The sequence below is a fragment of the Fusibacter ferrireducens genome, assembly GCF_015352425.1.
GTDB classification, from domain to species: Bacteria; Bacillota; Clostridia; order Peptostreptococcales; family Acidaminobacteraceae; genus Fusibacter_A; species Fusibacter_A ferrireducens.
On sequence record NZ_JADKNH010000002.1, the window covers coordinates 50,323 to 63,510 of the forward strand.

At 36.6% G+C, this 13,188-nt stretch carries 12 protein-coding genes; 3 read left to right on the forward strand and 9 right to left on the reverse strand.

The window, feature by feature from the left end; all coding sequences use genetic code 11:
* Positions 1–272: 272 nt before the first annotated feature.
* Positions 273–1,175: a LysR family transcriptional regulator gene (locus tag ISU02_RS03275; protein ID WP_194700363.1), complete on the forward strand. Its 903-nt coding sequence runs from the start codon at positions 273–275 to the stop codon at positions 1,173–1,175.
* 206 nt (positions 1,176–1,381) lie between these two features.
* On the opposite strand, the gene ISU02_RS03280 is transcribed toward ISU02_RS03275, so the two are convergent.
* The 7 genes from ISU02_RS03280 to ISU02_RS03310 form a co-directional block, all read right to left on the reverse strand.
* Entirely contained in the window at positions 1,382–2,740 is a 1,359-nt protein-coding gene (locus ISU02_RS03280; RefSeq protein WP_194700364.1) for a M20/M25/M40 family metallo-hydrolase, read from the reverse strand.
* A 51-nt stretch (positions 2,741–2,791) separates the two neighbouring features.
* On the reverse strand, positions 2,792–3,748 hold the full coding sequence (locus ISU02_RS03285) for an ABC transporter ATP-binding protein (RefSeq protein WP_194700365.1): 957 nt from the start codon (positions 3,746–3,748) through the stop codon (positions 2,792–2,794).
* Positions 3,745–4,743, reverse strand: a complete 999-nt coding sequence (locus ISU02_RS03290; RefSeq protein ID WP_194700366.1) for an ABC transporter ATP-binding protein — start codon at positions 4,741–4,743, stop codon at positions 3,745–3,747. The genes ISU02_RS03285 and ISU02_RS03290 overlap by 4 nt, the downstream gene beginning before the upstream one ends.
* 10 nt (positions 4,744–4,753) lie before the next feature.
* Positions 4,754–5,653: an ABC transporter permease gene (locus ISU02_RS03295; protein ID WP_194700367.1), complete on the reverse strand. Its 900-nt coding sequence runs from the start codon at positions 5,651–5,653 to the stop codon at positions 4,754–4,756.
* Entirely contained in the window at positions 5,653–6,591 is a 939-nt protein-coding gene (locus tag ISU02_RS03300) for an ABC transporter permease (protein WP_194700368.1), read from the reverse strand. The genes ISU02_RS03295 and ISU02_RS03300 overlap by 1 nt, the downstream gene beginning before the upstream one ends.
* Before the next feature lie 108 nt (positions 6,592–6,699).
* The gene (locus ISU02_RS03305; protein WP_194700369.1) at positions 6,700–8,286 is read right to left on the reverse strand and encodes an ABC transporter substrate-binding protein; all 1,587 of its coding nucleotides are present in this window, start codon (positions 8,284–8,286) and stop codon (positions 6,700–6,702) included.
* Positions 8,287–8,344: 58 nt separating this feature from the next.
* On the reverse strand, positions 8,345–9,508 hold the full coding sequence (locus tag ISU02_RS03310) for a C45 family autoproteolytic acyltransferase/hydolase (RefSeq protein WP_194700370.1): 1,164 nt from the start codon (positions 9,506–9,508) through the stop codon (positions 8,345–8,347).
* 210 nt (positions 9,509–9,718) lie between these two features.
* Between ISU02_RS03310 and ISU02_RS03315 the strand changes: the two genes are divergently transcribed.
* Positions 9,719–10,645, forward strand: a complete 927-nt coding sequence (locus ISU02_RS03315) for a LysR family transcriptional regulator (protein ID WP_194700371.1) — start codon at positions 9,719–9,721, stop codon at positions 10,643–10,645.
* Between the two features lie 148 nt (positions 10,646–10,793).
* On the opposite strand, the gene ISU02_RS03320 is transcribed toward ISU02_RS03315, so the two are convergent.
* Positions 10,794–11,246 (reverse strand): MarR family winged helix-turn-helix transcriptional regulator, encoded by a 453-nt coding sequence (locus tag ISU02_RS03320; protein ID WP_194700372.1) that lies wholly within the window; start codon positions 11,244–11,246, stop codon positions 10,794–10,796.
* Positions 11,247–11,416: 170 nt separating this feature from the next.
* On the opposite strand from ISU02_RS03320, the gene ISU02_RS03325 reads away from it, so the two are divergent.
* Positions 11,417–12,532 carry a PrpF domain-containing protein gene (locus tag ISU02_RS03325; protein WP_194700373.1) on the forward strand — a complete coding sequence of 372 codons (1,116 nt, stop codon included), beginning with the start codon at positions 11,417–11,419 and terminating at the stop codon, positions 12,530–12,532.
* Between the two features lie 192 nt (positions 12,533–12,724).
* Here ISU02_RS03325 and arr read toward each other — a convergent pair whose 3' ends face one another.
* The gene (gene arr / locus ISU02_RS03330) at positions 12,725–13,162 is read right to left on the reverse strand and encodes an NAD(+)--rifampin ADP-ribosyltransferase (RefSeq protein WP_194700716.1); all 438 of its coding nucleotides are present in this window, start codon (positions 13,160–13,162) and stop codon (positions 12,725–12,727) included.
* Positions 13,163–13,188 lie beyond the last annotated feature (26 nt).

A 13,188-nucleotide genomic window follows, 5' to 3' on the forward strand; every position in this document is an offset into this window, starting at 1 on the left:
TGCTCATTTTCAGTTTTATTGAAAATGAGCCCGTTAAAGCTTTTTTAACGTGAATTACAATATTTTTTCACCTGTTTTTCATGACGTCTTGTCACTTAGATGGACAAGAATTATTAAATACATCTAGAAAAAATAATGTACATCACTTATACTAAGAAAAAGCAAAAGAGCAAAAGAATAAATAATCTTTTCCAAAAATTCTTTTATCAACGAAATAACAAATGATTTTTTACCATCAATTTTGCATTATCGATTATAGAATGGAGCTTATTATGCATATTAGAGAATTTGAATATGTCATCACTGTTTCAGAAGAAAAAAATTTTACCCGTGCTGCTGAAAAACTATTTATTTCTCAACCCTCACTCAGTCAGTCTATAAAAAAAATTGAAACCCATTTTAATATTAAAATTTTTAATAGAGATAAAGGCGTTGTGACGATTACAACGGAAGGTGAAATTTTTATACACTATAGCAAAGAAATTATTCAATCCATCAATCATATGAAATCTGACTTTGAAAAACTGGTAAACGCAAAAACAAACACGTTGGATCTTGGAATGCCATATCATTTAGGTAACTTGCTGATGCCTGGCATCATTAGTGATTTCTGTAAACAATACAGTGATATCAAAGTGAGCATCCATGAGGCAACTTCCACTAAGCTTGAAGAAATGATCGAAAATGAAATCATAGACATTGCCATACTGCCTTTGCCGCTTAAAAATGATAAATTAGAGTATACGCCTTTTTTCAAAGATGAATTTGTCCTTATTATGAGTCCAAGCAATCATCTCAATAAGTATGCTTATGAGCACGAAGATGGCAAAATGTACTTTAACTTATTGGATGCAAAAGACGCCACCTTTAATCTGGGCATTCAAGGCCAAAGAATTAGAACGATCAATGATATTATTTTTAAAAAGGTCGGACTTAAACCAAAAGTTAATCTTGGTTCTAGCAATATTGAGACTATGAAAAATATTGCTCTATCTGGAATGGGTGTCACTTTATTGCCCAAACACTACATTGATGAAACCAAAGTCAACTATTATCATCTTGAAAAAGAACAGAATTTTATATGGACTGCATCAATCGTCTATAATAACTTCAGTGAGCTATCAGAATCTAGTTTAAAACTGATTTCAATGCTTAAAAGCCATTATGCTTATTAGCTTATTTTGAAGATTTTATCCGCATACAACAAAAAGTGTTAATAATTTCTCTATAGATTAGATATGCAAAAAAAGAACATACCCAAAAATCAAAACGATTTAGATACATTCTCTTTTTTATCTCTATTATGCTGTCTAATCATTGCTTATGACTATTTCAAACACTTTTAGCAACTCAATTTTCAACACACCCCTATTTCACTTGCCTACAAAATTGTGCTAATATTGTGAATCGCTTGAGCAGAAATGTGCATGCCCCTATCAAATAGGCTAATTTTCATATTTTCATTTGGCGAATGATTGTGTTCATCTATATTACCATAAGGCACAATAATAAATGGCGTCTCCATAACGCTTGCCCAAATATAATTGGGCAGACTGGCACCAGAAGAAGGCACAAGGGTGGGTTCTTGCGGTGAAAAAGCACTGACCGCCTTCATGATTTGCTTTACAATAGGGCTGTCCGCATTGGATCTTGAAGGTTCCATTCCACGTCCCAACATTGAAATAGTTGCATTTGAATTTACTTTTTTAACATGACGTTCAACTTTTTGAAAGATTTCATTCGTGCTTTGATCACAGACCAACCTAACTTCAATCTTTGCAGTTGCCGCTTTAGGAATAACGCTTTTGCTGCCCTCTTCTGTATAACCACTACAAATCCCATTAATTGTAAGTGTCGGTCTGTACATCAAGTTTGTATAAAAGGCTTCTTTTGTCATCTCAATCTTCTCAACACCAAAAGCTTTCGCGATTATAGTTGGTTCAAAATTTAATTTTTCAATAAGCTCTAAATCATGGTCTGTTCGTGCACGTACATTTTCATAGAACCCGTCTATTAAAACTTCTCCATGTTCATTCACCATGGATTGAAGCAATTTCACCATTTCCCAAGCCGCATTTTTTATAACACCACCTTTGCTGCCCGAATGATTGTCGTATAGAGCTGTCTCAATATTGAGTTCCATACTGATGATGCCTCTTGACCCAAATAGAGCTTTATTAATGTCCTCTGAATCCATTGGACCATCAGAAATATAGACAATATCACTTTTTAATTTGTCTCTATTTGCTTTAATAAAATCCAATAGATAGGGACTGCCTATTTCTTCTTCCCCTTCAAAAATAAATTTAACATGAACAGGAATATCCCCATATAACTGAAGATATGCTTTAACTGCAAAGAGATGAGTGAGAAGCTGTCCTTTGTTATCAGCGGAACCTCGTCCATATAATCTTTCATTTCTTATAGAGGGTTCAAAAGGCAGCGTATGCCATAAGTCTATTGGATCCACAGGCTGGACATCATAGTGACCATAAAATAAAATTGTCTTAGCATTTACATTTTTAGATCTTACTTCTCCAAGTACAACTGGGTTTCCTCTTTTTTTGCAAATTTCGCCTTTTATTCCCAATTCATCCATTATATCTTTTAATGTTTTTGCACATTCACATATATCTACATAATTTTTACTCACACTAGGTTGTCTTACAAGTCTTTTAAATATTTCTAAGAATTCCTCTTTATTACTTTCTAAATACGCATGTATTTTTTCCATATTCATCACTCCGAACCTCCTATTCTAGAAGATTTAACAGTTTACAAGTTTAACGGTCTAAAAGTTCAAAGGCTTATAACAAGATACAAAATGATTTGGTGAAATTTCTGTTAGGACAGGCGATTTGGATTTGCATTTTTCATCTGCGTAGATACATCTACTTGCAAATCGACATTCATCCTTTAAATTAATCGGAGAAGATATTTCCCCCTTTAAAATAATCCGATCTTTTTTCTTGCCAATAACAGGGACTGGTATTGCTGATAACAAAGCTTGAGTGTAAGGATGTCTCGGGTTGTCGAATAACGCTTCTGACGGTGCCTTCTCCACAATCTGTCCCAAATACATCACAGCAATATCATCAGAAAAATAATTTACAACCGAGAGATCATGTGTTATAAAAATGTACGTTAAATCCATCTCCTTTTGTAATTTTTTTAAAAGGTTCAATATTTGTGCTTGGATTGAGACATCTAGTGCAGAAACAGGTTCATCGCATACGATCAGTTTTGGCTCCACCGCCAATGCTCTGGCTATGCCAACTCTTTGGCGACGTCCACCATCTAGCTCATGAGGATATGCGTTAATAAGACGTTCTGCTAAGCCAACGGTTTCCATTAAATGCAATACTCTTTTCTCAATTGCCGTTTTATCTTTCAACATTTTATTTTCAACAATGGCTTCGGCAATAATATTCTTGACTGTTTTTCGAGGGTCTAGCGAAGAAAAAGGATCTTGAAAAATCATTTGTATATCTTTCCTTTTTTTCATTAATGCTTTCTTGCTCAGCGCCGCAATATTTTCGCCCTCAAAATATATTTCACCAGAAGTTGGCTCTACTAATCGCAACACGGTCCTACCTGTTGTGGATTTACCACAACCGCTTTCACCGACGACACCGAGTGTTTTGCCTCTTTCAAGCGAAAAACTGATATCATCAACGGCTTGTAACATCCCTTTAGGTGTCTTAAAATATTTTTTTAAATTTTTTACCTCCAGTATAATGTCTTTCATTTTGACCCCCTAACAATTGAAAACTCTGGATTTTCATAAGCTGAACACGCCACAGAATGCGTATGACTTATCATTCTATTTTCAGGCTGTATTTCACATATATCTGTACAATAATCACATCTTGGTGCAAATGAACAGCCTCTTGGAAGATTAGTAGGATCGGGCATTAAACCTTTTATAGGCTTTAATATGGCATTTCTATCGTCAATGTTAGGCAGTGAATTGAATAAGCCCTCTGTATAAGGATGCTTTGTATTATTAAAAATATCTTCCAGTGTTCCCTTTTCCACAATTCTTCCAGCATACATAACTGCTACTTCATCGCAAATTTCAGCGACAATGCCCAAATCATGAGTGATCAATAGCATGGATGCATTATTTTTTTCTATTAAATCTTTTATTAATGAAAGGACTTGCGCTTGAATGGTTACATCAAGGGCGGTTGTCGGCTCATCGGCAATAATCAATTTAGGATTACAAGCTAAAGCGATGGCAATAACCACACGCTGTTTCATGCCGCCACTGAATTGATGAGGATATTCCGTTGCTCGAGATGCTGGAATTCCAACCATTTCCAACATTTCACCAGCACGTTTAAATGCTTCGTTTCTGGAAATCTTCTCATGTATTTCTATACTCTCTGCAATCTGATCACCCACTGTAAATACTGGATTTAAGCTGGTCATAGGATCCTGAAAAATCATAGAAACATCTTTTCCCCTTATAACCTCCATCTCTTCAATTGAAGCATGAATAATATCTTGTCCATCTACCGATATATTACCATTTTTTATAATTCCAGGCGGATCTGGAATTAATTTTAAAATACTCAATGCCGTTGTCGTTTTCCCTGCACCTGTTTCGCCTACCAAACCTACAATTTTCCCTTTTTCAAGAGATAGGCTAATCCCATTCACAGCTCTAACAGTTTCTGCTTCCAATTCATAATTAACCACTAAATTTTCTATCTCTAAAATCAAATTTTCTTTACTCATGCGAATCTCCTTACTGTTTAAGTTTAGGATCTAAAACATCCCTCAGACCATCACCCATTAAATTAAAAGCAAGTACAGTAAACATTATAGCCATCCCTGGAAATAGAGTGAGGTAAGCATATCCCCGTATAAACTTTCTGCCTGCCGAAAGCAAACTTCCCCATTCAGGTGCGGGTGCTGGAACACCAAGACCTAAAAAACTCAGTCCTGAAGCAGAAATAATTGAAGAACCTGTGGTAAGTGTTGTTTGTACAATAATTGGTGCCAATGCATTAGGCAACACATGAGAAATAATGATTTTCCATTCTTTGACGCCCAGTGCTCTTGCCGCTTCAATAAACTCCTGATTGCGAACCATCAAAACTGAAGCGCGAGTGATTCTCACAAATTCAGGTATACTGGCAACCCCAACCGCTATCATCAAGTTTAAAGTTGACGCGCCAAGGGCAGTTACAATGGCAATGGCTAACAATATGCTGGGTATAGCACTCATAATGTCTGTAATACGCATGATAACTTCTTCAATATAGCCGCCAAAATAACCGGCTATTGCACCAAAAAATGTGCCTGTAATAAGTCCGATGGAAACAGAAATAACACCTATCGATATAGAAAATCTCGCCCCATAAATAACTCTAAAAAAGAGATCTCTGCCTAATTCATCTGTTCCAAATAAATGAGTCAGACTAGGAGATTGCAATCGTTCTTTTAAATTTTGACCAATGACATCCGTCTTATAATCTAATAAAAAATCTGCTGATAATGCCACCAGCACTAGAAATACAATGATAAACAAGCCTAACATCGCACCCTTATTCTTCTTAAATCTATACCAAAGTTCATTTCGATGCTGACGGCTCGTCTCTTTTTCTGTTCTAATGGATTTATGCTTTGATCTATGATTATCCATTATTTACCTCCTTTTGCAAACTGTGCTCTTATTCTCGGATCAACCGCTGCATAAAGTAAATCAACAATGAGCAATATGATACTGATTGTAATTGATTTGAGTATAATACAACCTGTAATCATAGTAACGTCCCTTGAATATACCGCATCCAAGATCAGCCTTCCAACACCTGGCCATGCAAAAATAGTCTCTGTTATTACCGCACCTCCCAAAACTCGAGTTAATTGTGTTCCAGCAATGGTAATGGTCGGTATTAAAGCATTTTTAAAAGCATGTTTGTTGATGACAATCTTTTCCTTAACGCCTTTTGCTCTTGCTGTTCTCAAATAATCTTGCCTAATCACCTCTAACATGGAGGACCTAACAGTTCTCGTCAGCAACGCGGCTAAGCCAGTTCCCACTGTTATAGCTGGCAATATCAAACTTTTAAACCCTATTGCACCACCTGTTGGAAACCATCCCAGTTTTAATGAAAATAGCAATATGAGCAATAATCCAAGCCAAAAATTTGGCATTGACAAACCTAAGAGTGCTGCAACCATACTGACGTTATCTTTCCATGAACCTCTATTTTTTGCTGCCATAATACCCAGGGGAATTGAAATGAGAATCGAGACAAATATAGAAGCAAATGCCAATTTTAATGTAGCTGGTAATTTTGCCATATAGGTTTTAAATACATCATCTCCAGTTATATATGACTTTCCAAGGTCCCCTTTTACAAAGCCTTTCATATAATCCAAGTAGCGAAACATGATGGGCCGGTCAAGTCCCAATTCTACACGCAACGCTTCTACTTCTTCCAAAGTAGCATCTTCTGGTGCAATCTTTGAAAGTACATCTCCCGGTGCCAGATTTATAACAAAAAATACGACAAACGAGACTCCTAAAACTACGAATATCATTAAAAATATTCTTCTTAAAATGTACCTTAGCATATTTCCCTCCCGCTTCGATCCAAATTCATAAAAAAAGAGGGCGTAGAAATAGGTATGTTATTAATCTTCTTCGGATTAAGAAAACCATTTCAACCCCCTCTTGCCATTCTATTTTTCTATTACATAAATCCCTGAAAAGTCTGTATTTGAAGTGCTATTCCATGTTACGCCACCCAAATTTTTATTTGTTCCGAAAAATAGAGTCTGATAGTATAATGGAATAACTGGTATTTCATCATGAGCGATTTCTTGTATTTCTTTATAGTCCGCTAACCGTTTGTCTGTATCAAACTCAGCTACTGCTAAATCAATCAGTTCAATAACTCGATCATTGGCATAATGAGATCGATTTGTCGTACTCTTCGGGCTATAAGCTCTTCTAATATCATCACCCGCTGTATTGAATCCGAGTCCATATACAAAGGATTCATGAGTACCATCGTTGGTAATGCTGGTCAATGCTGCACTGTCAACTTCATTAATCGTTACATTAATGCCGATTTGACTCAACTGAGCTTGAAGCAATTCTGCAGTTGTTACTCTGTATCCGGTAGGAACTGTTATTTCAAGATCAAGGCCATTTGGATATCCTGCTTCTGCAAGTAATCGTTTTGCCTCATCAAGATCGTATTCATAGTCTCCAAAACCATCATAGTAACCAAATTGTGAGTTACCCCAAAATGTTGTTGCCAGTTTGCCATAACCATTTTCTGTTGCAGTAATAATATCTTCTTTGACAATTGCATGTGCAACTGCTTGTCGAAGCAATTTATTGTCCCACGGTGCCTTACTTGCGTTAAATCCAAAGAACTGGCAAGTTGTGCCGTCAATTTCTACTAAGCTTAAATCCTTATTTTTTTCTACAAATACAGCATCACTACTTGTTAGATCTGTACATAAATCCGCTTCACCATTTTCTAATGAAATCACTGATACGGAAGATTCAGGCACATATTTCACTTTGAGCTTTTGAGTTGGTGTAAGCTCACCCCAGTACTTATCGAAACGATCAAATGACACATAATCATTCGAAACAAACTCATTTAGCTTCCAAACGCCTGTACCCACTGTATATCCCATATTTGGATCATCGATAAGCGCTTTTTCAGAAAGTATTGAATAAACTGGAATTGTCATATTGTCTAATAGATCCACAAAAGGTTTATTGAGTGTTATTTTAACGGTAAAGTCATCTACTGCAACCACGTCAACAAAATTTGAAACTCTCCCTGTTGAAGCCTTTCCATTTTCTGCCCGTTTAAAAGTAAAGACAACATCACTTGCTTTCAATTCTTCGCCATTATGAAAAAACACATCATTTCTTAATTTTAACTGTAATTCTGTTGGAGATAACCATTCCCATTCCTTCGCCAATTTAGGAACGATTTTACCCGTGTCAATATCTAGATCTACTAGAGTATCATGTGTGAGTTTAAATACTCTATTATGAGCGACATTGCTGACTTCTTGTACATCTAGAGTGGTTACTTGTGCTCCCGTATTAATAACAACCTCTTCTTTGTACTTTGTATTTTCTGTAGGTGCTGCTGCTTCTGACGTTGTACCTGTTGAGCTAGACTGTGCATCTCCCTGACTGGTTTCAGCCTCTTTGCTGCCGCACCCACTCATCAGTACCATAATTGTCATACTGCAAATGATCAAAAATAAACGTTTTCTTTTAATAAAATTACTCATTTTGTTCCCTCCCAACATATTGTTGTTTCTTTTTAGTTACATTGTTTTTCCCCTATTTTTATAGTGGATCGGCCATAAAATATTTTTTAAATGCTTCACCGCTTAAAAATGCTTTTGGTATGTCTGATACTTTGTCCCTCATTGAAATCGTCACATGACCATCCTCATGCCTCCAAGCATTGCAAGGTTTTCCCAGTGCTATATGAATTTTTGACTCCAATGGGTCTTGCTTATCAATTTCCATAATGGCCGCAGAGAGCGTAGAACTGTTCAAACCTTCTGTATGCCTGCAAATGCCATTTGTGCCTGGACCATAATAGTGATCCATTGATATCTTCTTCATATCTTCAACCGTTACATTGCCACTAATCTCGTTTAAAATATCTTGAGTTCGATGATATCGACAGTAACTGGACGTATCATTTTTAACATTTAGCTTATCCAAAGTAATGAACATATTGGATCGAGAATCCGTGCCACTTTCAACTTTTGTAATGGAAATTATTTTTTTAGATCCCTCTACCACATAAGCTTCCCTTGAATCCGCAAAAGTTACCATCCCGTCAGTGGCCATTGGCATTTGCATTAGGAGTTTTGTTGCATGATGAGCCGCTAAAAGTGCGGTTGGATATTCTAATGCCTCTCTGACAATCATTTCTCTGTCAGAAGGAAAAACATGCCCAGTTTCTTCCCTGCTTTCTTTTGAAAATACCGTGTTGCCATAGTTTGTGCTCCCAGCTACACCGTGACTATTAAGTGCCATTTTCACACCTGAAAGTCCTGCTGCAGAAACACCCACAACATGGCTTCCATCTCTATTTTCTGAGTACATCACCACATGAATTTGACGATTTTCCACATACCCATCTCCAACGAGTCCACTCCGTCCTTGATTGTCGCTATTTTTTCCAAACAAAGTGTTTCCGTTTTTGCTGGCTTCTCCTAAAGAAAAGAATATTGTGCAACCATCGCTAAAAAAAGCAGAATGGTAGAGATTATAACACAATAGTGCCTTCAGCTCAATTTTAGCCTTCCTAGACAACTCTTTGATCTCTCGATAGCGCGATGCCGATAATAGATGAATATCTTTTTTCATTTGTCTTTTCATTTCATTAATGCCAAAGCTACTGCTACTTGCCGTTTTCAAAAAATCCTCAACATTTCTCCTAATTGAATTCATAATTTGATCATCTCTGAAATTTGTATAGTGCTTTCCAGTCATCCACTTACCTTCCCATATAAGTTATTTTCTATGTATCGACAAAACACACCACGTGTGATATTTTATTAATACATAGAATTTACAGAAAATTCTCTACTTAGTGAGATTATATTATAGAACTGATCACATCGCTAATTTGCAATAGTTATAACTAGATATAAATAAAATTAATATCTCGAATAAACATGATGTAGGACGAGAGGATAACTTATGGATTTAAAAGATTTATCAATCATCGAAAACCTTTATACAACCAAATGCATTTCAAAAACATCCGAAAACTTATATTTGACACAACCCGCCATTACCCTGAGAATCAAGAGATTAGAGCAGGAATTTTCTATAAAGCTGATCAATCGACATCCAAATGGGATAACGTTTACAAAAGCAGGTACACAAATCCATGAGTTCTCACAAAAGTTCTTAAAGGCCTATGAGGCACTAAGACTAGAACTGAATACAGATAATGATTCCATTAGCGGCAATATCAATGTCTGTGTGGGAACAACATTTGCTAAGTATTTTTTAGCCCCACTCATTAGAGAATTCAAAAATATCTACCCAAATATCGTGATCAATCTCTTTACAATAGCAAGCCGCTATGCCACCGTAGAAAAATTAAAAGAGAACAACATTGATTTATCTCTTATACGAACCACCGACCCAACAATATATACGCAAAATGATATTTTATTTGAAGAACCCTATGGCATTATATCCCAAAAACCCATTAATGACTTTTCAAAGCTCAATGAAACCAATTTTATTGCCAATAACTACACCAATATAGATTTTCTTAAAAATTGGTGGGAGAATAAATTTTCCAGGATCTTCGATGGTCCCATTGTAAATGTAGATTCCTCCGAAGCTATTATGTCTCTAATTTCTCAGGATTTAGGTTGGTCCATGTTGCCAATCATTCATATCTCCCATTACAAATCTTTGTATTTTTATCCTTTTTTTACACCCGACAACACCAATTATCTATTAATGAATGTCTTGGTATGCAATAAGACGCCAACCAATGCTGTTACCGAATTATTTGTTGAATTCTTAAAAAAACACGCCAAAACCCATGCCCAACAATTATTCAGCACCTTGATGAAATCAAATTTTCTCTGTGATTCGGCAAAATAACCTTATAAAAAAGAGATGAGAGAGCTATTTGGAGCTCATTCCCACCTCTTTTTTATTATAACAACAAGATTTAAGCCAAAAACTGTGATGAGGGATGTTCAACCTCAAACAGCGTCAGCGGAAATTGATTTGAGGCATCAACGATGGCTCAAATGTTGTTTTTTGTATTTGCCCATTCTCTATTTACATTTGTCATATATTTTTCAAGCAAATCATTCAGCATATCAATTTCTGATGTACTAAAGTTTTCAGTACATTTTTCGGATAGTGTTACAATCTCATTGTCTATATCAGAATAAATAGCCATCAGCGCTTCCGTTGGATAAAGACACCAAGCACGCCTATCCGTCGTTGACTTTTTTCTAATAATCAATCCTTTTGCTTCAATTTTTTTAACAGCCTTTGCTGTCGTCGTTCTATCAATTCGGAGCAGCAAAGATATATCTTCTTGCGTAATGCCAGGATTCTCAACAATTCTCGTTAAAAAGGTGTGCTGCCCTCTTTGTAAGCCATATTTGGAAAAAGAAATATTTCGGATGTAAAGGATACTTCTTGAAGCAGTGTGTATGTTTCTGAGTATTTTCCTGTTCTTATTCTCCATTAAAAACCTCTTTTGTATTTTTTATAAAAAGCCATTTTACAATTCGATGGTTACTCATTTCATTTTATCGGCTTGACAATTAAATGTAAAGTTGCTACGATAACAATACTTGAAATTTCAAGTATTGTTATTGTCTTTATATACTATACTTAGCGATACAAGGAGGCCATATGAACCAGACAAAGTGTACAATAATGCGTGGTGGCACCAGTAAAGGCATATTTTTTCGGGTAGAAGATATGCCTAAAGATAAGAGCCACTGGAATGATTTTTTGCTTGATGTTATGGGAAGTCCTGATGCTCGACAAATTGATGGCTTAGGAGGTGCCAATTCACTTACAAGCAAAGTGGCAATTATTGGAAAATCTCCTCTCGAAGGTATTGATATAGATTATACCTTTGCACAGGTTAGTATAAAAAATACCACGGTTGATTTGCGCGGCAATTGTGGCAATATCTTATCGGCTGTCGGTCCTTACGCAGTGGATAAGGGGCTGATTGAAAACGTTCAACCCATTACAAAAGTTATGGTTCGCAATACGAATACAAACAAACTTTTTTCTGTAAATGTCCCCGTATGCCAAGGCAAAGTCGTATCCACTGGAGATTATCAAATACAAGGGGTCCCAGGGTATGGTGCACCTATTGACATTGATTTTCATCATCCCTTTGGTGCCGTCACTGGAAAATTATTACCTACCGATCTCACTAAAAATATGATTTCAACCACCTTGGGAAACATCGAAATTTCAATTGTAGATTCTGGAAACCCCTTGGTATTTGTCAAATCAAAGAGCATTGGAATCCGTGATGAAGATATATTTGAACCACTTAGTGATGATAAATTGAATATTTTGGAAGAAATTCGATCTATTGCATGTGAGCTTTGCGGATTTGCATCAAAAGAAAGGGCAACTGCTGAATCTCCAGCTGTACCTAAAATGACCATTATTGCACAATCAGATCATTTTAATGGTTCACAACAAGTCAATTCAGACACCCCCCAAGCAAATATAGCTGTCCGAATGATGTCAATGCAAAAACCCCATCAAGCATTAGCCATAACTGGGGCCGTGTGCACAGCAACTGCAGCTTTACTTCCAGAAACACTGGTATTCGATACAATAAGCGCATTGCAGGACGGGGTAATCAACATCGTTCATCCAAGCGGCATTATGCCGGTCTACTATACGCTCTCAGATGACGATACCATTGATGTTATCAGCGTTAAAAGAACTGCACGAAAAATAATGGATGGCATTGTTTATACCAAGCGTTCCTATTGATTCTACGCCATCATCCAATATATTTTATTGGCCTAAAAGGCATCTACTATAGTTGAAATACGCGCACTGACTCTTCCTTTACTTATCATCGTAAAGATATTTTCACAGTAAATGATCTTCCCGTTTTCGAAGTTTGTTTCTTGAGACAGTGCGTTCTTTATCCATACCCATTTTGGATTCAATGTATCCTTTCTAGGATTCAATTGCCTGTATGCCAAGCTTTTTAAGTTCATCCAACTGATCTCTCATCTGCTTAATAACCTCAGGGGAATGACCCGCCCAGCCACTCACTTCTCCGACGATCTTTAGAGGTCCTCTACTCCTATATGACCGTGTTGGATTACCGGGAAACTTTTTATCTGTCAAGTTAGGATCATTCTCAAAGTGCTCTAGAGGTTCAACAACGTATATTCTTTCCTGTCCTTCTCCCTCTGATAGCTCAGCGCCCCATATAGCCGCATCCAATGTGGCTGTGAAGTATATATAATTAGCTTTATTGCTCTGGCCATAATTGGAAATATGCCCGGCAGAAATCAAATCGCCTTTGCTCAGTTCTGCTTTAGTCCCATGATAAAAAGGCCCTTCATCCGTTGGGGATTCAGTTGTCGGTTTTAAAGCGGACTCCAGCATATATTGAGTTGCCAATGTCATCGCTT